The organism is Brotocaccenecus cirricatena, from assembly GCF_020687045.1.
GTDB lineage: Bacteria > Bacillota > Clostridia > Oscillospirales > Oscillospiraceae > Vescimonas > Vescimonas cirricatena.
On record NZ_JAJEPW010000031.1, the window covers coordinates 1 to 19175 of the forward strand.

Below are 19175 nucleotides of genomic sequence, written 5' to 3' on the forward strand. Positions count from 1 at the left end.
CCCGGCGCGGTGCGCCGGGCTCCCGGTATGTTGATGGGTATGGGCCGTCAGGGGTTCAGGTGCCGCTTGAAGTTGCCCCGGGTATGTACGCCCTCCTGCATCATGAAGAAGGCGTGGGAGTCAATTTTCTGGACCTCCTGCTGCAAAGTCTCGATCTCGTACTTGGACAGGCAGATGCAGAGGATCTGCACCTCATCGCCGGTGTAGGCGCCGTGGCCGGTCCAGTAGGTGATGCCCCGGTCCATCTTCCGCCCCAGCTCCCAGAAGGGCTCCAGGTCCCGGAGTTTGGTGACGATGAGCACCTGGGTGGTGATGTTCTGCTGGTGCACCCGGTCCACAAACAGGGCGTTGAACACCGTGTAAATGGCGGAATAGATGGCCGTGGGGGCGCTGAACAGGATCAGGCACAGGGTATACAGGGCGGCGTTGAACAGCAGGGAGAATTTGCCCACCGTGAAGCCCCGGCCCTTTTTGGACAGATACAGCCCCAGAATGTCCAGTCCGCCGCAGGAGGCGCCGCAGGTCAGCACCAGGCCGTTGGAAAAGCCCGCCAGGATGCCGCCCACCAGGCAGCTGGTGAGCATATCCGGGATGATGGGCTCCGCCGGAATGGGGATGATGGACAGAAACAGGGAGTTGGACACCGTGCACAAAGCCAGCTTCACCACGAAGGTCCGGCCCATGGTCTTGTAGGCCAGCAGCAGCAGCGGCAGGTTCGCCAGCAGGTACAGCGTGCCCGCCAGGTCGAAGTTGCTGAAGCGGATGCCCAGCTTGGTGTCCAGCAGGGTGCGGATCACCTGGCACAGGCCCAGCAGGCCGCTGGTGTACAGGTGCTGGGGCACGATGAACAGATTGATGGCCAGAGCCAGCAGCAGCGACCCGAACAGCGCCGCCCCCACCCGGGGCCAGCGATTGTGCACAAGCTTATCTAACATAATAGGAGATACCACCCTTTCTCGTCTGTCTTTTCCCTCTATCCCGCAGGGGACCGCCTGTCCGCCGGACAGACACAGGCCCCATATAAACCGCGCGTACAGTATAGGCATTATAAGGTTTTCCCCGGAAAAGTCAAGGCTTTTCCGGGGAAAATGTAAGTTTTTTTACAGACTGTACCGCAGGCTGCGGTACAGCTTCCAGGTGCTGCGGGACAGGGTCCGGGAAACGGTGGCCTTGTTGATGCCCAGCTCCTGGGCAATGCGGGTGACGGACATGTTCCGGGAATAGCGCATGCGCATGATCTGCCGCTGACGGGGCGTCAGCTCCTCCTCCATGGCCAGGGGAAGGTTCCGCAGAAGCCGCTCGATCCGGGGGCGGTTGTCCTCCTGATTCTCCTGCTTCCAGAGCTGCAGACTGGCCATGCTCAGCGGATCATAGGGCAGGCCTGCCAGATCAGATGCGGTATTTTTCACGTCTTATGTACCCCCTGTCATAATAATGGGCGGTGTGCTCCGCCAGCTCCCGGGCCTCCTGCAGCAGGGGCCGCAGCTCCTGCTGTCTGCGGCGCAGGGCCTGGACCCGCTCCGGGTCCCCCTCCGTCAGTGCCTGTTGGCGCAGCTCCCGCAGCCGCCGGGACACGGCCTCCGCCTGCCGGGCATACTGCGGGGACAATTCCTGCATCGTCATATCAACTGCCTCCTCTCTCCTGTGTGCATGGGTGAATGTGGTGTCGGTGCCGGTTTATGTAAAAAATTCCCGCCAGAGGCGAAAATTTCTGTTGACAAACGGGGTGGAGTCTGGTAATATAATCTTCGCTGGTCAGACGCTGGTGTAGCTCAGCTGGTAGAGCAGCTGATTTGTAATCAGCAGGTCGGGGGTTCGAATCCGTCCACCAGCTCCAAACTTCATATATGGGGGATTTCCCGAGTGGCCAAAGGGGACAGACTGTAAATCTGCTGGCAACGCCTTCGGTGGTTCGAATCCACCATCCCCCACCAGGACTTCCGGATGCTTGCATCCGGAAGTCTTTTTTTGCCTCTAACCATACATGAATTTTCTCAAATCGTTGCATAAATCCGGGCAACAACCGGAAAAATTTGTTGCACTGTCCCATTGCGCGGCCCTGCCGCCTGTGCTATAATGCCGGGGCATTCTGAGGAAAAAGGGCGATTTTTATGACCGATACGGTACTTTTCATACTGGAAATCGTGGGAACGGCGGTTTTTGCCGCCTCCGGGGCCCTGGCGGGGCTTCAGCGCCAGCTGGACGCCTTCGGCGTGGTGATCCTGGGCGTGTGCACCGCCTGCGGCGGCGGGGTCATCCGGGACCTGACCCTGGGCATCACCCCGCCGGTGATGTTCTGCCAGCCGGTGTATGCCCTGGTGGCCATGGGGGTGTCGGCCCTGGTGTTCCTGCCGGCGGTGCGGCACCTGCTGGCGGTGGAGAGCCGGGCCTATGAGCTGGTGATGCTGTGGCTGGACTCCATCGGTCTGGGGCTGTTCACGGTGGTGGGCGTTCAGTGCGCCTTTCAGCAGGCCCAGGACTATAACCTGTTTCTGCTGGTGTTCGTGGGCGTCATCACCGGCGTAGGCGGCGGCGTGCTGCGGGACGTGCTGTCCAACCAGAAGCCCTATATCTTCGTCAAGCATTTTTACGCCTGCCCCACCCTGATCGGGGCCCTGCTGTGCGCCCTGTGCTGGCGGCACCTGGGGGATATCCCCTCCATGCTGCTGGGGGCGGCAGTGATCCTGGTGCTGCGGTTGTGCGCGGCCCATTTCCGCTGGGGCTTGCCCCACGCGGCGGACCTTCCGGAATAACCAGCGTTTGTCAAAAAGGACTATGCCTGCCGCGGCTGCGGCAGGTTTTTTTCGGCCTTGCTGCCAAGTAACTTGAGAATGACGCTACTATAGCACAAGAATCTTGTTATGTCAATCCTTAATTAACAAGATTCTTGTTAAAACTATTGACAAGAACCAACAAATATGGTACGCTATCGACAGCATGGGGCGAACCCCGTCGAAGGAGGGCGAAAGCATGAGCTTTGGCGAACAGCTGCGCAAGCGCCGGGAGGAGCTGGGCATCTCCCGGGCGGAGTTGGCAGGCCGGTTGGGAATTTCCCGGTCGGCGGTGGGAAACTATGAAACCGGCGTCAGCGCTCCCAAGGAGGAGGTGCTGCTGCGGCTGTTTGACGCCCTGGGGGTGGACCCCAACTATCTGTACCGGGACGCCTACCGTGCCCACGGCGGCATCCGGTCCGACGAGGAGCAGGCCCTGCTGGAGGGATACCGCCGGCTGAGCCTGGCGGGCCGGCAGACGGTCCACACCATGGTCCGGGCCCTGGAGGACCTGCAGCAGGAGTCGGAGCGCCTTCAGCCCCGGCAGGACCCCCGCACCATCCCCCTGTATGCCAGTCCCGCCGCCGCCGGATATGCCGCCCCGGTGTTCAACGAGGACTATGAGACCATTCCCGTTACCGGCCAGGTGCCCCGGGGAGCGGAGTTGGCGGTGCGGATCCAGGGGGACTCCATGGAGCCGTATATCCACGACGGCGGCGTGGTGTATGTGAACCACGACCCCCTGCACAACGGCGACGTGGGCATTTTCTGCGTGGACGGCGACATGGTGTGCAAGCAGTATTACCGGGACCCCCTGGGCATGGTGTATCTGTTCAGTCTGAACCGCCGCCGGTCCGACGCCGACGTACTGCTGCCCCCCAGCAGCGGACGGTCCCTGACCTGCTTCGGCCGGGTCATGCTCCATGGCCTGCCTCTGCCCCAATGATTTTTTCGGTGATTTTGACAAAATATTGCAATTTGATTTGACTTTCTGCATAAAGGCTCTTACAATAAAAGCCGCTCTCTGACCGGAGGGCGGCTTTTATTGTGATCGTAAAGGTGGAGCGTTATGAAAATTTTGCTGCAAGTTGCATTGGTATTCGGCATTTACTGGGTCAGCCAGGGCATCGAGGCCGTCCTGCCGGTGGCCTTCCCGGCCAGCGTCATCAGCCTGCTTTTGCTGCTGGTCCTGCTGCTGACGGGGATCGTGAAGATGGACCATGTGCGGGAGAAGTCCGACTTCCTGCTGGGGAACCTGGGCTTCTTCTTCATCCCGGTGTCCGTCAGCATCATCAACTATGTGGACCTGATCTGGCAGAACGCGGCGGCGTTTCTGACGGTGTGCGTGGTGTCCATGGTGCTGACCTATGGGGCCACGGTCTGGGCCGTGCATCTGACCCGGAGACTGATGGAGCGGGGAGGGAAGCGGAAATGAAGGAGCTGACGGCGCAGCCGTATTTCGGCGTTATGCTGACGGTGGCGGCCTACTGGCTGGGGATGAAGATCCAGAAAAAGACCCGCCTGGCCATCTGCAACGGCATGCTTATCGCGGTGCTGCTGGTAATCGCGGTGCTGCTGGTGTTCCATATCCCCTATGAAAGCTATTGGCAGGGCGGGGAGCTCATCAACCTGTTCCTGGGTCCGGCCACGGCCTGCATGGCGGTGACCATCTATTCCCAGCGGAAGCTGCTGGCAAAGCACTGGCTGCCGGTGCTGGTGGGCTGCGTGGTGGGCGTGGTCACGGCCATGGGCAGCATCCTGGTGCTGTGCCGCCTGTTGGGTCTGGACCGGGCCATGACCATGTCCCTGCTGCCAAAATCCGTCACCATGCCCATTGCCACGGTGGTGGCCCAGGGCCACGGCGGCACTGTGGCCGTTACCGTGGCGGCGGTGGTGGTCACCGGTATGCTGGGGAACCTGTGCGCCCCGCTGCTGGTGAAGCTGTTCCGGGTGAAGGACCCCATGGCCGTGGGCCTGGGCATCGGCGCGTGCAGCCACGCCATGGGCACCGCCAAGGCCCTGGAGCTGGGGGAAACCGAGGGGGCCATGAGCGGCCTGGCCATCGGCCTGTGCGGCATCCTCACCACGGTGCTGGCCCTGCTGGCGGATTTCTTCGTTATATAATGGTATGTTTCCGGGGGCTGCGGCCCGCCGGGAAACCGGCGGCTTTTTGTGTTGACATTTCCCCGCCGGGCAGATACAATAAGAGTTCAGGGATAATAATCCGTTAAAACGATGAAAATAAAGGACTGAGAGAAATTATGGCAAAAGACCAGAGAAATGTGGAAGCCATCACCCCCATGGAGGTGGACTTCGCCAAGTGGTATACCGACATCTGCCTGAAGGCGGAGCTGGTGGACTATGCGTCCGTGAAGGGCTTCATGATCCTGCGCCCCTATGGCTACGCCATCTGGGAGAATATCCAGCGCATTATGGACGGCATGTTCAAGAAAACCGGCCATGTGAACGTGGCCATGCCCGTGCTGATTCCCGAGAGCCTGCTGAAAAAGGAGGGGGAGCTGGTAGAGGGCTTCGCCCCGGAGGTGGCCTGGGTCACCATGGGCGGCAGCGAGAAGCTGGAGGAGCGCCTGGCCTTCCGCCCCACCTCTGAGACCATGTTCTGCGACCACTGGCACAACGTGCTGCAGAGCTATCGGGAGCTGCCTATGCTGTATAACCAGTGGTGCTCCGTGATCCGCTGGGAAAAGACCACCCGCCCCTTCCTGCGGTCCCGGGAGTTCTGGTGGCAGGAGGGCCACACCATCCACGAGACCGCCGAAGAGGCCATTGCCGAAACCGAGCAGCAGCTCAACTGCTATGCCGACTTCTGCCGGGACGCCCTGGCTATGCCCGTGGTGAAGGGCCGCAAGACCGACAAGGAGAAGTTCGCCGGGGCCGAGGCCACCTATACCATCGAGGCCATGATGAAGGACCGCAAGGCCCTGCAGTCCGGCACCAGCCACTATTTCGGCGACAAGTTCTCCCGGGCCTATGACGTGACCTTCACCGGCCGGGACAACAAGCTGCAGTACCCCTTCCAGACCAGCTGGGGCTCCACCACCCGCCTCATCGGCGCGTGCATCATGACCCATTCCGACAACAACGGCCTGGTGCTGCCGCCGGCTGTCGCCCCCGTGCAGGTGGTGGTGGTGCCCATCGCCCAGCACAAGCCCGGCGTCCTGGACGCCGCCCGTGAGCTGAAGCAGCGGCTGGAGACTGCCGGTCTGCGGGTGAAGCTGGACGACAGCGACCAGTCCCCGGGCTGGAAGTTCGCCCAGTATGAGATGAAGGGCGTGCCCCTGCGGGTGGAGATCGGCCCCAAGGATATGGAGAAGCAGCAGTGCTGCATGGCCCGGCGGGACACCGGTGAAAAGACCTTCGTGCCGCTGAGCGATCTGGAGAGCGCCGCGCAGACCCTGCTGCAGGACGTTCACGACAACCTGTACGCCATGGCGGAGAAGAACCTGGAGGACAACACCTTCGACCTGACCACCTGGGAGGAGGTCCGGGATATGGCCCAGGGCCGCGGCGGCTTTGCCCGCACCAAGTGGTGCGGCAGCCTGGAGTGTGAGCTGGCCATGAAGGAAAAGGCCGGCGTGTCCAGCCGCTGCATGCCTCTCAAGCAGTCCGGCACCGTGGGCAAATGCCCTGTCTGCGGCAAGGAGTGCACCACCGATATCTACTGGGGCGTGGCGTATTGACACCCTCTGACCCTTTGGGCACGGTCCACAAAAACCGCGCAGAAATTTCGTGAAAAAAATAGAAAAAGTCCCTTGACAAAAGGGACTTTTTCTATTATCATATAACGGTACGCGTGCGATGGGTGGTATACACCCGGAGGCGTTTACACTGCGATGAACCGGGAGATTGCGGCCCATGGCCGGTAACTTCCGGGGAGTATGTCCGATCATCGGGCGGCTGAGAAGATTCTGCACGTCAGCGTAGATCGCTGCGCCAGAAGGGCACCGGCCGGATTCAGCCGGTGTTTCTTATGAGCCGGAATGATACGCACGGAACGGCGTATAAGAAATTTCTCGCCGTACGGCAGTTGGTCACGCAATCAAAAACCGTACGAAGTAATGGAGGAACACACCAAATGGCAAAAGAAATGATTCGCATTCGTCTGAAGGCCTATGACCACCAGGTCATCGACCAGAGCGCAGAGAAGATCGTCGAGACCGCCAAGCGCACCGGCGCCACCGTGTCCGGCCCCATCCCTCTGCCCACCAAGAAGGAGATCGTCACCATTCTGCGGGCTACCCACAAATACAAGGACAGCCGCGAGCAGTTTGAGCGCCGCACCCACAAGCGTCTGATCGACATTACCAACTCCACCCCCAAGACCGTGGAGGCCCTGATGGCTCTGGATCTGCCCGCCGGTGTGGAGATCGAGATCAAGCTGTAAACGCATCTCCCTCATTCAATTACCCCCGCCGGGAGGAACCCGGCAAAGCAAATTTGCTTGCTGCCCAGCCATCCGCTGACTTGCGTAAGGCGGATGGGGGTTACGTCGGCAGAGCAAGCGGTCCGATCCCAATGCGGACTGAATCTATGCCGACCAATAACCTTTAAGGAGGATCATACATGAAAGCAATCATCGGCAAGAAGGTTGGCATGTCTCAGATCTTCGACGAAAACGGCAAGGTGATCCCCGTCACCGTAATCGAGGCGGGTCCCTGCGTGGTCGTTCAGAAGAAGACTGCCGAAAAGGACGGCTACAACGCCGTTCAGCTGGGCTATGAGGACATTCCCGAGCGGAAGCTCACCAAGCCCGAAATGGGCCACCTGAACAAGGCTGGCGTGGCCCCCAAGAAGTACCTGCGCGAGTTCGACCTGGAGAACGCCGCTGAGCTCAACGCCGGCGACATCATCAAGGCCGACACCTTCAAGAAGGGCGACTTCGTAGACGTGACCGGCACCACCAAGGGCCACGGCTACCAGGGCGTCATCAAGCGCTGGGGCGCCCAGCGCACCCCCATGAGCCACGGCGGCGGCCCCGTCCATCGTCACGCCGGCTCCATGGGCTCCACCACCGATCCCTCCCGCATCTTCAAGGGCAAGATCGGCGCTGGCCAGATGGGCTGCGATCAGGTCACCATCCAGAACCTGGATGTGGTCAAGGTCGACCCCGAGCTGAACCTCATCGCTGTTCGCGGCGCCGTTCCCGGCCCCAAGGGCGGCCTGGTCCTCATCAAGACCACCGTCAAGGTCCACCGCGTCAAGAACGTCGAGTCCGGCATCAGCAACAACCCGCAGAAGGCTTCCGGCCGTAATCCCCAGAAGGCTTCCGCCCGTAACAAATAAGGAAAGGAGTGCTTGAAATGTCTACTATCAAAGTGTTGAACATGGCCGGCGCAGAAGTCGGCACTGTTGAACTGTGCGACAGCATCTTCGGCATCGAGCCCAATCAGGCCGTCGTGCACGAAGTGGTGAAGAACCACCTGGCCAACTGCAGACAGGGCACTCAGAGCGCTCTGACCCGTGCAGAGGTCTCCGGCGGCGGCAAGAAGCCCTGGCGTCAGAAGGGCACCGGTCACGCCCGCCAGGGCAGCACCCGTGCTCCCCAGTGGACCCACGGCGGCATCGTGTTTGCCCCCAAGCCCCGCAGCTATTCTTACGTCCTGAACAAGAAGGTCAAGAGACTGGCGATGAAGTCCGCCCTGTCCGCCAAGGCGGCCGCCGGCGAGATCATCGTCATCGACTCCATCAAGATGGACGCCATCAAGACCAAGGACTTCCGCGCGTTCCTGTCCGCCGTGAAGGCCGACGGCAAATCCCTGGTGGTCACCCCCGCCAAGGACGAGACCGTCATCAAGAGCGCCCGCAATATCCCCGGCGTCGAGACTGCCATGGCCGGCCTCATCAATGTCTATGACATTCTGAAGGTCAAGTACCTGGTCCTCGACAAGGAAGCCCTTGCAGTAATCCAGGAGGTGTTTGCGTAATGGCTAACGTATACGACATCATCATCCGCCCCATCATCACCGAGCGCTCCATGGAGGCCACCGCTGATAAGAAGTACGTCTTTGAAGTGGCTCCCACCGCCGGCAAGATCGAGATCAAGAACGCCGTGGAGCAGATCTTCGGCGTGAAGGTGGCTAAGGTCAACACCATCAACTACGATGGCAAGACCAAGCGCGTCGGCGCCGGCCGCCCCGGCGCCCGCAAGAGCTGGAAGAAGGCCTATGTCCAGCTGACCCAGGATTCCAAGACCATCGAGTTCTTCGAGGGTATGGTATAAGAGAAGGAAGGAGTGTAAGAAATGTCTATCAAAACCTTTAAGCCGACCACCCCTTCCCGCCGTCATATGACTGTTTCCGGCTTCGACGGCATTGACAAGCACGCCAAGCCCGAAGCCAGCCTGACGGAAGTCCTGAAGAAGAACGCTGGTCGCAACAGCTATGGTCACATCACCGTCCGCCATCGCGGCGGCGGCGAGAAGCGGAAGTACCGCATCATCGACTTCAAGCGCGACAAGGTGGATATGGAAGCCACTGTCCTGCGCCTGGAGTATGACCCCAACCGCAGCGCCAACATTGCCCTGGTGCAGTATGTGGACGGCGAGAAGCGCTACATCATCGCCCCTGTGGGTCTGACCGCAGGCGACAAGGTGCTCTCCTCCGCCTCCGCCGATATCAAGCCCGGCAACTGCCTGCCCATCGCCAACATTCCCGTGGGTACCGTGATCCACAACGTGGAGATGCACCCCGGCAAGGGCGCCCAGCTGGTGCGCTCCGCCGGCGCCTATGCCCAGCTGATGGCCAAGGACGGCGACAACGCCCAGATCCGTATGCCCTCCGGCGAGGTCCGCATCATCCGCACCAACTGCACCGCCTGCATCGGTCAGGTGGGCAACCTGGAGCATGAGAACGTCCAGATCGGTAAGGCCGGCCGCAAGCGTCACATGGGCTGGCGTCCCACCGTTCGCGGTTCCGTCATGAACCCCTGCGACCACCCCCACGGCGGTGGTGAGGGCAAGTCCCCTGTGGGCCGCCCTGGTCCTGTCACCCCTTGGGGCAAGCCCGCCCTGGGTTACAAGACCCGCAAGACCAAGAACCGCAACGACAAGTTCATTGTCAAGCGTCGTAATGTGAAGTAAGGGAGGCAAAGAAATATGAGCAGATCTATTAAAAAAGGCCCGTATGTTGCCCCTGAGCTGCTGAAGCGGGTTGAAGAAATGAACAAGACCGGCGAGAAGAACGTGCTGAAGACCTGGAGCCGCAGCTCCACCATCTTCCCCGCCTTCGTCGGCCACACCATCGCAGTCCACGACGGCCGCCGTCACGTGCCTGTCTATATCCAGGAGGATATGGTCGGTCACAAGCTGGGTGAGTTCGCTCCCACCCGCACCTTCCGCGGCCACGCCAAGTCTAAGTAAGGAGGATGCACTGAACAATGGAAGCTAAAGCTTATTTGAGATATGTCCGCATCTCTCCCCGCAAGATCCAGATCGTCTGCGATCTGATCCGCGGCAAGGACGTGCAGACTGCCATGGCCATCCTGATGCAGACCCCCAAGGCTGCCTCCGAGCCCCTGATGAAGCTCCTCAAGAGCGCCTGCGCCAACGCGGAGAACAACTTCAGCATGGACCCCGAGAAGCTGGTGGTCACCCAGGTGTTCGCCACCCCCGGCCCCATCCTCAAGCGGATGATGCCCCGCGCTCAGGGCCGCGCCTATCGCATCAATAAGAGAACCTCTCACGTGACGCTGGCCGTCGCTGAGAAGAACTGAAGGGAGGAGACAGTTTATGGGACAGAAAGTTAATCCCCACGGCTTCCGCGTGGGCGTCATCAAAGACTGGGATTCCCGTTGGTATGCCAGCAATGAGAAGGTGGGCGATCTGCTGGTCGAGGATCACAAGATCCGCGTCTACCTGAAGAAGCTCCTGTATGCTGCCGGCGTCTCCAAGATCGAGATCGAGCGCAGCAACGAGGTCGTCACCGTTTACCTGCACGTTGCCCGTCCCGGCGTGGTCATCGGCAAGGGCGGCGAGCAGATCGAGCAGTACCGCAAGGACGTTGAGAAGCTCATCGGCAAGACCGTGAAGCTGAACATCGTCGAGGTCCGCAACCCCGATATGGACGCGCAGCTGGTGGCCGAGAACATCGCCGCTCAGCTGGAGAAGCGTATTTCTCACCGCCGCGCCATGAAGAATGCCATGGGCCGCGCCATGCGCGCCGGCGCCAAGGGCATCAAGTGCAATTGCTCCGGCCGTCTGGGCGGACGCGAGATTGCCGGCTCCGAGCATTATCACGAGGGTACCATCCCCCTGCAGACCCTGCGCGCCGACATTGACTACGGCTTCGCTGAGGCTGCCACCACCTTCGGCCGCATCGGCGTGAAGGTCTGGATCTACAAGGGCGAGATCCTGTCCCAGGCCCTGCGGACCACCCCCCGCACCCTGGATACCAGCAAGCCCTATCAGGAGCGCCGTGAGCGCCGCGGACGCCGGGATGGCGACCGCCGCGGTGGTTTCCGCCGCGATGGCCAGAACGGTGGCTTCAACCGTGATCGCCGGGACGGCGGTCGTCCTCAGGGCGGCTTCCGCAAGCCCGCAGAAAAGAAAGAAGGAGGCGCTCAGTAATGCTTCTGCCCAAGAGAGTTAAGTACCGCAGAGTACACCGTGGCCGCCTCACCGGCAAGGCCATGAGAGGCAACAAGGTCACCTACGGTGAGTTTGGCCTCGTCGCTGTGGAGCCCGCGTGGATCACCAGCAACCAGATCGAAGCAGCCCGTATCGCCATGACCCGTTATACCAAGCGTGGCGGTCAGGTCTGGATCAAGATCTTCCCCGATAAGCCCGTCACCGAGAAGCCGGCCGAGACCCGCATGGGCTCCGGTAAGGGCTCTCCCGAGTACTGGGTCGCAGTTGTTAAGCCCGGCCGTGTCATGTTTGAGATTGCCGGTGTTCCCGAAGAGGTCGCCCGCGAGGCCCTGCGTCTGGCCAGCCACAAGCTGCCCATCAAGACGAAGATCGTCAAGCGCGAGGATCTCGAAGCACAGGAAGTAGGTGAATGAGATGAAGGCAACTGAAGTACGTGCAATGAGCGTGGAGCAGCTCAACGAGAAGCTGACCTCCCTGAAGAAGGATCTGTTCTTCCTGCGTATGCAGCACGCCACCAATCAGCTGGACAATCCTCTCAAGATCGCTGAAACCAAGCGTGATATTGCCCGCGTCAAGACCGTTATCCGTGAAAAGGAGGAGAAGTAACATGGAAGAGAAGAGAATTTCCTCCCGCAAGGTCCGCGTCGGTAAGGTTGTTTCCGACAAGATGGACAAGACCGTCGTGGTCGCCATCGAGGACCGTGTCGCTCATCCTCTGTATAAGAAGATCGTTGGCCGCACCTATAAGCTGAAGGCCCACGACGAGGAGAACGCCTGCGGCGTAGGTGATATTGTCAAGGTGATGGAGACCCGCCCCCTGTCCAAGGACAAGCGCTGGCGCGTGGTCGAGATCGTCGAGAAGGCGAAGTAAGGAGGTAGCCGAGTATGATTCAGTCAGAGTCTTATCTGAAGGTTGCCGATAATACCGGCGCCAAGGAGATCAAGTGCATCCGCGTCCTGGGCGGTTCCAAGCGCAAGTACGGCAACATCGGCGATGTGATCGTCGCCTCCGTGCGCAAGAGCACCCCCGGCGGCCAGGTGAAGAAGGGCGAAGTGGTCAAGGCCGTTATCGTCCGCAGCGCCAAGGGCGTCCGTCGTGCCGACGGCACCTATGTCCGTTTCGACGACAATGCCGCCGTCCTCATTAAGGACGACAAAAACCCCAGAGGTACCCGTATCTTTGGGCCCGTTGCTCGTGAGCTGCGCGACAAGGATTACATGAAGATCCTGTCCCTCGCTCCCGAAGTTGTTTGATGGAGGGGCCAGAGAAATGAATAGTCTGAAGATCAAGAAGAATGACACCGTTGTCATCCTGTCCGGCAAGGACCGCGGCAAGCAGGGTAAGGTGCTGGGCACCGTCCCCAGCGAGGGCAAGGTCGTTGTGGAAGGCTGCAACATGGTCACCTGCCACATCAAGCCCCGCCGTCAGGGCGAGGAGGGCGGCATCGTCAAGCGCGAGGCCGCTATCTACGCCAGCAAGGTCCAGGTGGTCTGCCCCAAGTGCGGCAAGAACACCCGCGTGGGCTATGAGCTGAGAGATGGCAAGAAAGTCCGCACCTGCAAGAAGTGCGGCGCAGAACTGTGAGAAAGGAGAGCGTAAAAAATGGCACGTCTGAAAGTTAAGTATACCGAAGAAGTGGCTCCCGCTCTCTTCAAGAAGTTCGGTTACAAGAGCACCATGCAGATCCCCAAGATCGAGAAGGTGGTCCTGAACGTCGGCTGCGGCGAGGCCCGCGAGAACCCCAAGGTTCTGGATGCCGTCGTCAGCCAGCTGTCCCAGATCACCGGCCAGAAGGCCATCATCACCATCGCCAAGAAGTCCGTGGCTAACTTCAAGCTGCGTGAGGGCATGCCCGTCGGCGCCAAGGTCACCCTGCGGGGCGACAAGATGTGGGAGTTCCTGGATCGTCTGTTCAACGTGGCTCTGCCCCGTGTCCGCGACTTCCGCGGCATCAGCGCCAACGCCTTCGACGGCCGCGGCAACTATGCCCTGGGCATCAAGGAGCAGCTGATCTTCCCCGAGATCGAGTATGACAAGATCGACAAGATCCGCGGCATGGACATCGTGATCTGCACCACCGCTCAGACCGATGAAGAAGCACGCGAGCTGCTGACCCTGGTCGGCGCTCCCTTTGAACGCTGATTAGGAGGAGAAACACCATGGCAAAGAAGTCTATGATCCTGAAGCAGCAGGCTCCCGCGAAGTTCTCCACCCGTAAGTACAACCGCTGCAAGCTGTGCGGCCGTCCCCACGCATACCTGCGTGACTACGGCGTCTGCCGTGTCTGCTTCCGCACGCTGGCTTACAAGGGCGAGATTCCCGGCGTCCGCAAGGCTTCCTGGTAAAATTTTTCCGTTATACTTCGTTGGCTCGGCTCGGCGTACACAAAGTACGCCGTCGCCTCGCCTCGTCTGGCGAAAAAATCCAATCAACAAGTGCCTGCGAGCGCTCCGTGCGCTCTGGCAATATAGGATGGCGAAAGGTCACTGGTAATTAAACATCGCTGGTCATCGGACGGTGCCTAAATTATCAGTGATACCTCGCTGCCTCAACAGGGATTTCCCTGTAACTCTAAATTAGGAGGAAATATTTATGCACATCACTGATCCTGTTGCTGATATGCTGACCCGTATCCGCAACGCCAACAACGCCAAGCATGAGACCGTTGACGTTCCTGCCTCCAACATGAAGAAGAGCATCGCTCAGATCCTGCTGGACGAGGGCTATATCAAGGCCTTCCAGGTCGTCGAAGACGGCACCCAGGGCGTGATCCGCATCACTCTGAAGTACAATGCCGGCAAGGAGAAAGTCATCTCCGGCCTGCGCCGCGTGTCCAAGCCCGGTCTGCGGGTATATGTGGGCGCCGACGAGCTGCCCCGCGTTCTGCGCGGCCTGGGCATTGCCATCGTATCCACTTCTAAGGGCATCATGACCGACAAGGCTGCTCGCGCGGCTCACGTCGGCGGCGAAGTCCTTGCGTTTGTTTGGTAAGGAGGGTATTGAACAATGTCGAGAATTGGTAGAATGCCCATTACCGTCCCCGCCGGTGTGGAAGTCACCATCGCGGAGAACAACGTCGTTACCGTCAAGGGCCCCAAGGGCACTCTGACTCAGGCTCTGCGCCCGGAGATGATTCTGGAGCAGGACGGCAGCGTCATCCACGTCAAGCGCCCCTCTGACGACAAGCTGCACTGCGCTCTGCACGGCATGACCCGCGCTCTGCTGCACAACATGGTCGTCGGCGTCAGCGAAGGCTTCAAGAAGGAACTGGAGATCAACGGCGTCGGTTACCGCGCCGCCAAGGAAGGGAAGAACCTGGTCATGAACCTGGGCTATTCCCACCAGGTCATCGTTCCCGAGATCGACGGCATCACCATTGATGTCCCCTCTGCCAACAAGGTGGTCATTTCCGGCCCCGACAAGCAGAAGGTGGGCCAGTTCGCGGCGGAAGTCCGCGAGAAGCGTCCTCCCGAGCCTTATAAGGGCAAGGGCATCAAGTATGTCGACGAAGTCATCCGCCGCAAGGTCGGTAAGACCGGCGCCAAGAAGTAAGGAGGTGTGCCGTTATGATTAAAAGACCCAATACCAACGCTCAGCGTCAGAAGCGCCATAAGAGAGTCCGCGCCAAGGTGTTCGGCACTACCCAGCGTCCTCGTCTGAACGTGTTCCGCAGCGAAAAGAATATCTATGCCCAGATCATCGACGATGTGGCCGGCAACACCCTGGTCTCCGCTTCCTCCCTGGATAAGGAGATCGAGGGCAACGGCGGCAACAAGACCGCGGCCCGTGCCGTGGGCAAGCTGGTGGCTGAGCGCGCCAAGGCCAAGGGCATCGACACCGTGGTGTTCGATCGCGGCGGCTATCTGTATCACGGCCGCGTGGCCGAGCTGGCTGAAGGCGCCCGCGAGGGCGGCCTGGAATTCTGAGAGGGGAGGAACACTGACAAATGGCAAGATTTGAAAGAGAACCCAGCGAGTTCATCGAAAAAGTCGTCTGCACCAACCGTGTATCCAAGACGGTCAAGGGCGGCCGCGTCATGAAGTTCTCCGCTCTGATGGTCGTCGGCGACGGCAAGGGCAAGGTCGGTTTCGGCCTTGGCAAGGCCGCTGAAGTGCCCGAGGCGATCCGCAAGGGCATCGAGGACGCCAAGAAGAACATGATCACCATCTCCCTGTCCGGCAGCACCATTCCTCACGAGATCATCGGCGAGAAGGGTGCCGGCCGCGTGCTGATGAAGCCCGCCGCCCCCGGTACCGGCGTGATCGCCGGTGGTCCTGTGCGTATCATCATGGAAGCTGCCGGCGTGAAGGACATCCGTACCAAGTGCCTGCGCTCCAACACCGCCGTCAACGTTGTCGCCGCCACCTTCGAGGGCCTGAAGGCCCTGCGCACCCCGGAAGAGGTCGCCCGCACCCGCGGCAAGAGCGTCGACGAGATCGTGGGCTAAGGAGGCGTGAACAATGGCTAATCTGAACATCAAGCTCGTCAAGAGCCTTAACGGCAGACTGGAAAAGCACATTGCCACTGCCAAGTCCATGGGCCTGCGGAAGATCGGTGACACCACCGTTCAGCCCGACAACGCCCAGACCCGGGGCAAGATCGCCAAGATCGGCTATCTGCTCCAGGTCACCGAAGTAGAATAAAGGAGGTGCGAGAGGATGAAACTCAACGAACTGTCTCCCGCCACTGGCTCCGTCAAGGAAGCTTACCGCAAGGGCCGCGGCGCCGGCTCCGGTAACGGCAAGACTGCCGGCCGCGGCCATAAGGGCCAGAAGGCCCGCTCCGGCGGCGGTACCCGCATCGGGTTCGAAGGCGGCCAGATGCCTCTGGCACGCCGTATCCCCAAGCGTGGCTTCAACAACATTTTCGCCAAACCCCTGGAGATCATCAACCTGACCGCTCTCAACAAGTTTGAGGACGGCGACATCGTCACCGCAGAGGCCCTGCTTGCCAAGGGAATCCTGAGCAAGTGTGAATACGGCTACAAGGTTCTGGGTAACGGCAATGTTACCAAGAAGGTGACCGTACAGGCCGCTGCTTTCTCCCAGTCTGCCAAGGATGCAATCGAGGCTGCTGGAGGAAAGGCAGAGGTGATCTAAGTTGATCCAGACCATCAAGAAGGCTTGGGGCATCCCCGAGCTGCGCAAAAAGATCGTCTTTACCGCGCTGATCCTGCTGATCTTCCGGATCGGCAACGCCATCCCCGTCCCCTATGTGGACACCGGCCTGCTGGGCACCTATATCAACCAGCTGAGCACCACCGTGCTGAGCCTGTATAACGTGATGTCCGGCGGCGCCTTCGCCCAGGCCACCATCTTCGCCCTGGGCGTCCAGCCCTATATCAACAGCTCCATCATCATCCAGCTGCTGACCATCGCCATTCCCTCCCTGGGCCGCATGGCACAGGAGGGCGGCGAAGAAGGCAAGAAGAAGATTCAGTCCATCACCCGGTATGCCACCGTGGCCATCGCCATCATCCAGGGTGTCGGCTACTTCTTCCTGATGAAGAACTATGGCATCCTCACCAGCACGTCTGTGTGGGCCGCCCTGGTCATCATCGTGTCCTTCATTGCGGGCTCCTCCTTCGTGATGTGGATGGGCGAGCAGATCACCGAGTTCGGTATCGGCAACGGCATCTCCATCATCCTGTTCGCGGGCATCCTGTCCCGCGTTCCCACCATGGTGTCCCAGATGGTCGGGGGTATGCGGGCCGGTTCCCTGAAATGGTGGATGGTCCTGCTGGTCATCGTGGGCATCCTGCTGCTGATCGTGCTGATCACCTGGGTCAACGGCGCCGAGCGCCGGATCCCCGTGCAGTACGCCAAGCGCCAGGTGGGCCGCAAGATGTACGGCGGCCAGTCCTCCACCCTTCCCATGAAGGTGAACATGTCCGGCGTCCTGCCCATCATCTTCGCGCAGTCCATCGCCATGATCCCCTCCACCATCGCCGCTTTCTGCAAGCAGCCGAAGGAGGGCACCTTCTGGTATGGCTTCCTGAACGCCATCGACACCAAGTCTGTGCTGTACATGATCTTCTATTTCCTGATGATCATCGCTTTCAGCTACTTCTACGCCACCATCCAGTTCAACCCCGTGGAGATCTCCAACAACCTGAAGAAGAACGGCGGCTTCATTCCCGGCTTCCGCCCGGGCAATCCCACCGCTGCGTTCATTCAGAAGGTCCTCAATAAGGTCACGCTCTTCGGCGCCGTGTATCTGGGTATCGTGGCCATTCTGCCTCTGATCATTGGCAAGATCGTCAATGTCGCGGCTCTGTCCATCGGCGGCACCTCCGTCATCATCGTTGTGGGTGTGGCGCTGGAGACCGTCCAGGCTCTGGAGTCCCAGATGCTGATGCGTCAGTATAAGGGCTTCCTGGAATAATCGAGGTGTGCAATATGAAACTGATCCTTTTAGGCGCTCCGGGTGCCGGGAAGGGCACTCAGGCGGATATTCTCAAGAAAAAGCTCAATGTGCCCACCATTTCCACCGGCAACATCCTCCGCGCCGCCGTCAAAAACGGTACGCCCACGGGCCTTCGTGCCAAGGAGTACATGGACGCCGGCCGCCTGGTGCCCGATGAAGTCATCATCGGCATCATCCAGGAGCGTCTGCAGGAGTCCGACTGTGCCAACGGCTACATTCTGGACGGGGTGCCCCGCACCATCGCCCAGGCCGAGGCCATGGAACAGGCCGGCATCAGCTTCGACGCCGTGGTGGCCATCGAGATCCCCGATGAAAAGATCGTGGCTCGTATGGGTGGCCGCCGTGTCTGCGAGAGCTGCGGCGCCAGCTATCACATCGTGAACATCCCTCCCAAGACCGAGGGCGTGTGCGACGTGTGCGGCGGCAAGCTCGTGCAGCGCAAGGATGATAACCCCGAGACGGTCCGTGACCGGCTGGCGGTTTATCATAAAGAGACAGAGCCCCTGAAGGGTTTCTACGAGGCCCGTGGGATTCTGAAAACTGTGGAGGACCAGCCCACCGTGGCTGGGACCACGCAGGCGATCCTGCGTGAATTGGGAGTGACCGAATGATCACGCTGAAATCCGCGCACGAGATCGAACTGATGCGCCGGGCGGGAAAGATTACCGCGGCTGCCCGTGCTGTGGCACGGGATATGGTAAAACCCGGCGTAACAACCCAACAAATTGACAAGGCAGTCTATAAGTTCATCACCGAGCAGGGAGCGACCCCGTCGTTCCTGCACTACAACGGCTATCCGGCCAGCGTGTGCGTCTCCGTCAACGATGAGATCATCCACGGCATTCCCGGCAAGCGGGTGCTGCAGGAGGGCGACATCGTCAGCGTGGACGTGGGCGCGTTCATCGGCGGCTTCCATGGCGACTGCGCCGGCACCTACCCCTGCGGGCAGGTGTCCGACGAGGCGCTGCGGCTGATCCGTGCCACCCAGCAGAGCTTCTTTGAGGGCATCAAGTACGCCCGGGAGGGCTATCGCCTGTCCGACATCTCCGCCGCCATTCAGGCGTATGCCGAGAGTCAGGGCTACAGCATCGTCCGGGAGTATGTGGGTCACGGCATCGGGCGCAACATGCACGAGGCGCCGGAGGTGCCCAACTATGGCCGCCCCGGCCATGGCCCCCGCCTGCTGCGGGGCATGACCATCGCCGTGGAGCCCATGGTCAACGCCGGCTCCGCCGCCATTGTGCAGATGCCCGACGGATGGACCGTTCGCACGGCGGACGGCAAGTACGCCGCCCACTATGAGAACACCGTTCTCATCACCGCCGGGGACCCGGAGCTTCTGACGGACCCCGAGGGCTCTTTGGTGTGAGCG

At 60.4% G+C, this 19175-nt stretch carries 32 protein-coding genes and 2 tRNA genes; 31 read left to right on the forward strand and 3 right to left on the reverse strand.

The features are described 5' to 3' along the window. Positions 1-47: 47 nt before the first annotated feature. The 3 genes from LKD37_RS10470 to LKD37_RS10480 form a co-directional block, all read right to left on the reverse strand. Positions 48-935 (reverse strand): YitT family protein, encoded by an 888-nt coding sequence (locus tag LKD37_RS10470; RefSeq protein ID WP_302929167.1) that lies wholly within the window; start codon positions 933-935, stop codon positions 48-50. A gap of 165 nt (positions 936-1100) precedes the next feature. Beyond that, positions 1101-1409 carry a sigma-70 family RNA polymerase sigma factor gene (locus LKD37_RS10475; protein ID WP_302929168.1) on the reverse strand — a complete coding sequence of 103 codons (309 nt, stop codon included), beginning with the start codon at positions 1407-1409 and terminating at the stop codon, positions 1101-1103. Further along, positions 1390-1623, reverse strand: a complete 234-nt coding sequence (locus LKD37_RS10480; RefSeq protein WP_302929169.1) for a hypothetical protein — start codon at positions 1621-1623, stop codon at positions 1390-1392. The genes LKD37_RS10475 and LKD37_RS10480 overlap by 20 nt, the downstream gene beginning before the upstream one ends. Before the next feature lie 138 nt (positions 1624-1761). On the opposite strand from LKD37_RS10480, the gene LKD37_RS10485 reads away from it, so the two are divergent. The 31 genes from LKD37_RS10485 to map all read left to right on the forward strand — a co-directional run bounded on the left by LKD37_RS10485 (position 1762) and on the right by map (position 19172). Continuing rightward, a tRNA-Thr gene (locus LKD37_RS10485) sits at positions 1762-1837 on the forward strand. A gap of 12 nt (positions 1838-1849) precedes the next feature. Then, positions 1850-1934 (forward strand) — tRNA-Tyr (locus tag LKD37_RS10490). 177 nt (positions 1935-2111) lie between these two features. Beyond that, positions 2112-2753 carry a trimeric intracellular cation channel family protein gene (locus LKD37_RS10495; RefSeq protein WP_302929170.1) on the forward strand — a complete coding sequence of 214 codons (642 nt, stop codon included), beginning with the start codon at positions 2112-2114 and terminating at the stop codon, positions 2751-2753. A 217-nt stretch (positions 2754-2970) separates the two neighbouring features. Further along, complete coding sequence (locus tag LKD37_RS10500) at positions 2971-3717, forward strand: helix-turn-helix domain-containing protein (RefSeq protein WP_302929171.1); 747 nt, start codon at positions 2971-2973, stop codon at positions 3715-3717. Between the two features lie 123 nt (positions 3718-3840). Continuing rightward, positions 3841-4206, forward strand: coding sequence for a CidA/LrgA family protein (locus tag LKD37_RS10505; protein WP_302929172.1), 366 nt, complete (start codon positions 3841-3843; stop codon positions 4204-4206). After that, positions 4203-4895: an LrgB family protein gene (locus LKD37_RS10510; protein ID WP_302929173.1), complete on the forward strand. Its 693-nt coding sequence runs from the start codon at positions 4203-4205 to the stop codon at positions 4893-4895. The genes LKD37_RS10505 and LKD37_RS10510 overlap by 4 nt, the downstream gene beginning before the upstream one ends. 137 nt (positions 4896-5032) lie before the next feature. After that, positions 5033-6472, forward strand: a complete 1440-nt coding sequence (gene proS / locus LKD37_RS10515; protein ID WP_302929174.1) for a proline--tRNA ligase — start codon at positions 5033-5035, stop codon at positions 6470-6472. Between the two features lie 395 nt (positions 6473-6867). After that, complete coding sequence (gene rpsJ / locus LKD37_RS10520) at positions 6868-7176, forward strand: 30S ribosomal protein S10 (protein WP_022136174.1); 309 nt, start codon at positions 6868-6870, stop codon at positions 7174-7176. A gap of 179 nt (positions 7177-7355) precedes the next feature. Beyond that, on the forward strand, positions 7356-8075 hold the full coding sequence (rplC, locus tag LKD37_RS10525; protein ID WP_302929175.1) for a 50S ribosomal protein L3: 720 nt from the start codon (positions 7356-7358) through the stop codon (positions 8073-8075). Between the two features lie 17 nt (positions 8076-8092). Further along, on the forward strand, positions 8093-8716 hold the full coding sequence (rplD, locus tag LKD37_RS10530; RefSeq protein ID WP_302929176.1) for a 50S ribosomal protein L4: 624 nt from the start codon (positions 8093-8095) through the stop codon (positions 8714-8716). Beyond that, positions 8716-9012 carry a 50S ribosomal protein L23 gene (gene rplW / locus LKD37_RS10535; protein ID WP_022177231.1) on the forward strand — a complete coding sequence of 99 codons (297 nt, stop codon included), beginning with the start codon at positions 8716-8718 and terminating at the stop codon, positions 9010-9012. Before rplD ends, rplW begins: the two co-directional genes overlap by 1 nt. A gap of 21 nt (positions 9013-9033) precedes the next feature. Next, complete coding sequence (gene rplB / locus LKD37_RS10540) at positions 9034-9870, forward strand: 50S ribosomal protein L2 (RefSeq protein ID WP_302929177.1); 837 nt, start codon at positions 9034-9036, stop codon at positions 9868-9870. 15 nt (positions 9871-9885) lie between these two features. Then, entirely contained in the window at positions 9886-10149 is a 264-nt protein-coding gene (rpsS, locus tag LKD37_RS10545; RefSeq protein WP_302929179.1) for a 30S ribosomal protein S19, read from the forward strand. A gap of 17 nt (positions 10150-10166) precedes the next feature. Next, on the forward strand, positions 10167-10502 hold the full coding sequence (gene rplV / locus LKD37_RS10550) for a 50S ribosomal protein L22 (RefSeq protein WP_022177234.1): 336 nt from the start codon (positions 10167-10169) through the stop codon (positions 10500-10502). 16 nt (positions 10503-10518) lie between these two features. Next, entirely contained in the window at positions 10519-11355 is an 837-nt protein-coding gene (gene rpsC, locus LKD37_RS10555; RefSeq protein WP_302929180.1) for a 30S ribosomal protein S3, read from the forward strand. Then, positions 11355-11789, forward strand: a complete 435-nt coding sequence (gene rplP, locus LKD37_RS10560) for a 50S ribosomal protein L16 (protein WP_302929181.1) — start codon at positions 11355-11357, stop codon at positions 11787-11789. The genes rpsC and rplP overlap by 1 nt, the downstream gene beginning before the upstream one ends. 1 nt (position 11790) lies before the next feature. Next, positions 11791-11982, forward strand: a complete 192-nt coding sequence (gene rpmC, locus LKD37_RS10565) for a 50S ribosomal protein L29 (RefSeq protein ID WP_022177237.1) — start codon at positions 11791-11793, stop codon at positions 11980-11982. 1 nt (position 11983) lies between these two features. Continuing rightward, a complete protein-coding gene (gene rpsQ, locus LKD37_RS10570) occupies positions 11984-12247 on the forward strand; it encodes a 30S ribosomal protein S17 (RefSeq protein WP_022177238.1) in 264 nt (87 codons plus the stop codon). A gap of 14 nt (positions 12248-12261) precedes the next feature. Next, positions 12262-12630, forward strand: a complete 369-nt coding sequence (rplN, locus tag LKD37_RS10575) for a 50S ribosomal protein L14 (RefSeq protein WP_302929182.1) — start codon at positions 12262-12264, stop codon at positions 12628-12630. 16 nt (positions 12631-12646) lie between these two features. Next, positions 12647-12961 carry a 50S ribosomal protein L24 gene (gene rplX / locus LKD37_RS10580; RefSeq protein ID WP_302929183.1) on the forward strand — a complete coding sequence of 105 codons (315 nt, stop codon included), beginning with the start codon at positions 12647-12649 and terminating at the stop codon, positions 12959-12961. Between the two features lie 18 nt (positions 12962-12979). Further along, positions 12980-13519 carry a 50S ribosomal protein L5 gene (gene rplE, locus LKD37_RS10585; RefSeq protein ID WP_302929184.1) on the forward strand — a complete coding sequence of 180 codons (540 nt, stop codon included), beginning with the start codon at positions 12980-12982 and terminating at the stop codon, positions 13517-13519. Between the two features lie 17 nt (positions 13520-13536). Beyond that, the gene (locus LKD37_RS10590; RefSeq protein ID WP_022177242.1) at positions 13537-13722 is read left to right on the forward strand and encodes a type Z 30S ribosomal protein S14; all 186 of its coding nucleotides are present in this window, start codon (positions 13537-13539) and stop codon (positions 13720-13722) included. Positions 13723-13969: 247 nt separating this feature from the next. Then, positions 13970-14368 carry a 30S ribosomal protein S8 gene (rpsH, locus tag LKD37_RS10595; protein WP_302929185.1) on the forward strand — a complete coding sequence of 133 codons (399 nt, stop codon included), beginning with the start codon at positions 13970-13972 and terminating at the stop codon, positions 14366-14368. 15 nt (positions 14369-14383) lie between these two features. Then, positions 14384-14929 carry a 50S ribosomal protein L6 gene (gene rplF, locus LKD37_RS10600; protein ID WP_302929186.1) on the forward strand — a complete coding sequence of 182 codons (546 nt, stop codon included), beginning with the start codon at positions 14384-14386 and terminating at the stop codon, positions 14927-14929. Positions 14930-14943: 14 nt separating this feature from the next. Then, entirely contained in the window at positions 14944-15303 is a 360-nt protein-coding gene (gene rplR / locus LKD37_RS10605; RefSeq protein ID WP_302929187.1) for a 50S ribosomal protein L18, read from the forward strand. 20 nt (positions 15304-15323) lie between these two features. Next, positions 15324-15824: a 30S ribosomal protein S5 gene (gene rpsE / locus LKD37_RS10610; protein WP_302929188.1), complete on the forward strand. Its 501-nt coding sequence runs from the start codon at positions 15324-15326 to the stop codon at positions 15822-15824. Positions 15825-15837: 13 nt separating this feature from the next. Continuing rightward, positions 15838-16020 (forward strand): 50S ribosomal protein L30, encoded by a 183-nt coding sequence (rpmD, locus tag LKD37_RS10615; RefSeq protein ID WP_022176895.1) that lies wholly within the window; start codon positions 15838-15840, stop codon positions 16018-16020. Positions 16021-16035: 15 nt separating this feature from the next. After that, the gene (gene rplO / locus LKD37_RS10620) at positions 16036-16476 is read left to right on the forward strand and encodes a 50S ribosomal protein L15 (RefSeq protein ID WP_302929189.1); all 441 of its coding nucleotides are present in this window, start codon (positions 16036-16038) and stop codon (positions 16474-16476) included. Between the two features lies 1 nt (position 16477). Beyond that, a complete protein-coding gene (gene secY / locus LKD37_RS10625) occupies positions 16478-17761 on the forward strand; it encodes a preprotein translocase subunit SecY (RefSeq protein WP_302929190.1) in 1284 nt (427 codons plus the stop codon). Positions 17762-17775: 14 nt separating this feature from the next. Continuing rightward, complete coding sequence (locus LKD37_RS10630; RefSeq protein WP_302929191.1) at positions 17776-18414, forward strand: adenylate kinase; 639 nt, start codon at positions 17776-17778, stop codon at positions 18412-18414. Beyond that, on the forward strand, positions 18411-19172 hold the full coding sequence (gene map / locus LKD37_RS10635) for a type I methionyl aminopeptidase (RefSeq protein WP_302929192.1): 762 nt from the start codon (positions 18411-18413) through the stop codon (positions 19170-19172). Before LKD37_RS10630 ends, map begins: the two co-directional genes overlap by 4 nt. Positions 19173-19175 lie beyond the last annotated feature (3 nt).

What these genes read in the sequence shown, in the direction of transcription:
- LKD37_RS10470 (WP_302929167.1), bottom strand. Translation starts at nt 935, where the DNA reads ATGTTAGATAAGCTTGTGCACAATCGCTGGCCCCGGGTGGGGGCGGCG.
- LKD37_RS10480 (WP_302929169.1), bottom strand. Translation starts at nt 1,623, where the DNA reads ATGACGATGCAGGAATTGTCCCCGCAGTATGCCCGGCAGGCGGAGGCC.
- LKD37_RS10495 (WP_302929170.1), top strand. Translation starts at nt 2,112, where the DNA reads ATGACCGATACGGTACTTTTCATACTGGAAATCGTGGGAACGGCGGTT.
- LKD37_RS10500 (WP_302929171.1), top strand. Translation starts at nt 2,971, where the DNA reads ATGAGCTTTGGCGAACAGCTGCGCAAGCGCCGGGAGGAGCTGGGCATC.
- LKD37_RS10505 (WP_302929172.1), top strand. Translation starts at nt 3,841, where the DNA reads ATGAAAATTTTGCTGCAAGTTGCATTGGTATTCGGCATTTACTGGGTC.
- LKD37_RS10510 (WP_302929173.1), top strand. Translation starts at nt 4,203, where the DNA reads ATGAAGGAGCTGACGGCGCAGCCGTATTTCGGCGTTATGCTGACGGTG.
- proS (WP_302929174.1), top strand. Translation starts at nt 5,033, where the DNA reads ATGGCAAAAGACCAGAGAAATGTGGAAGCCATCACCCCCATGGAGGTG.
- rpsJ (WP_022136174.1), top strand. Translation starts at nt 6,868, where the DNA reads ATGGCAAAAGAAATGATTCGCATTCGTCTGAAGGCCTATGACCACCAG.
- rplC (WP_302929175.1), top strand. Translation starts at nt 7,356, where the DNA reads ATGAAAGCAATCATCGGCAAGAAGGTTGGCATGTCTCAGATCTTCGAC.
- rplD (WP_302929176.1), top strand. Translation starts at nt 8,093, where the DNA reads ATGTCTACTATCAAAGTGTTGAACATGGCCGGCGCAGAAGTCGGCACT.
- rplW (WP_022177231.1), top strand. Translation starts at nt 8,716, where the DNA reads ATGGCTAACGTATACGACATCATCATCCGCCCCATCATCACCGAGCGC.
- rplB (WP_302929177.1), top strand. Translation starts at nt 9,034, where the DNA reads ATGTCTATCAAAACCTTTAAGCCGACCACCCCTTCCCGCCGTCATATG.
- rpsS (WP_302929179.1), top strand. Translation starts at nt 9,886, where the DNA reads ATGAGCAGATCTATTAAAAAAGGCCCGTATGTTGCCCCTGAGCTGCTG.
- rplV (WP_022177234.1), top strand. Translation starts at nt 10,167, where the DNA reads ATGGAAGCTAAAGCTTATTTGAGATATGTCCGCATCTCTCCCCGCAAG.
- rpsC (WP_302929180.1), top strand. Translation starts at nt 10,519, where the DNA reads ATGGGACAGAAAGTTAATCCCCACGGCTTCCGCGTGGGCGTCATCAAA.
- rplP (WP_302929181.1), top strand. Translation starts at nt 11,355, where the DNA reads ATGCTTCTGCCCAAGAGAGTTAAGTACCGCAGAGTACACCGTGGCCGC.
- rpmC (WP_022177237.1), top strand. Translation starts at nt 11,791, where the DNA reads ATGAAGGCAACTGAAGTACGTGCAATGAGCGTGGAGCAGCTCAACGAG.
- rpsQ (WP_022177238.1), top strand. Translation starts at nt 11,984, where the DNA reads ATGGAAGAGAAGAGAATTTCCTCCCGCAAGGTCCGCGTCGGTAAGGTT.
- rplN (WP_302929182.1), top strand. Translation starts at nt 12,262, where the DNA reads ATGATTCAGTCAGAGTCTTATCTGAAGGTTGCCGATAATACCGGCGCC.
- rplX (WP_302929183.1), top strand. Translation starts at nt 12,647, where the DNA reads ATGAATAGTCTGAAGATCAAGAAGAATGACACCGTTGTCATCCTGTCC.
- rplE (WP_302929184.1), top strand. Translation starts at nt 12,980, where the DNA reads ATGGCACGTCTGAAAGTTAAGTATACCGAAGAAGTGGCTCCCGCTCTC.
- LKD37_RS10590 (WP_022177242.1), top strand. Translation starts at nt 13,537, where the DNA reads ATGGCAAAGAAGTCTATGATCCTGAAGCAGCAGGCTCCCGCGAAGTTC.
- rpsH (WP_302929185.1), top strand. Translation starts at nt 13,970, where the DNA reads ATGCACATCACTGATCCTGTTGCTGATATGCTGACCCGTATCCGCAAC.
- rplF (WP_302929186.1), top strand. Translation starts at nt 14,384, where the DNA reads ATGTCGAGAATTGGTAGAATGCCCATTACCGTCCCCGCCGGTGTGGAA.
- rplR (WP_302929187.1), top strand. Translation starts at nt 14,944, where the DNA reads ATGATTAAAAGACCCAATACCAACGCTCAGCGTCAGAAGCGCCATAAG.
- rpsE (WP_302929188.1), top strand. Translation starts at nt 15,324, where the DNA reads ATGGCAAGATTTGAAAGAGAACCCAGCGAGTTCATCGAAAAAGTCGTC.
- rpmD (WP_022176895.1), top strand. Translation starts at nt 15,838, where the DNA reads ATGGCTAATCTGAACATCAAGCTCGTCAAGAGCCTTAACGGCAGACTG.
- rplO (WP_302929189.1), top strand. Translation starts at nt 16,036, where the DNA reads ATGAAACTCAACGAACTGTCTCCCGCCACTGGCTCCGTCAAGGAAGCT.
- LKD37_RS10630 (WP_302929191.1), top strand. Translation starts at nt 17,776, where the DNA reads ATGAAACTGATCCTTTTAGGCGCTCCGGGTGCCGGGAAGGGCACTCAG.
- map (WP_302929192.1), top strand. Translation starts at nt 18,411, where the DNA reads ATGATCACGCTGAAATCCGCGCACGAGATCGAACTGATGCGCCGGGCG.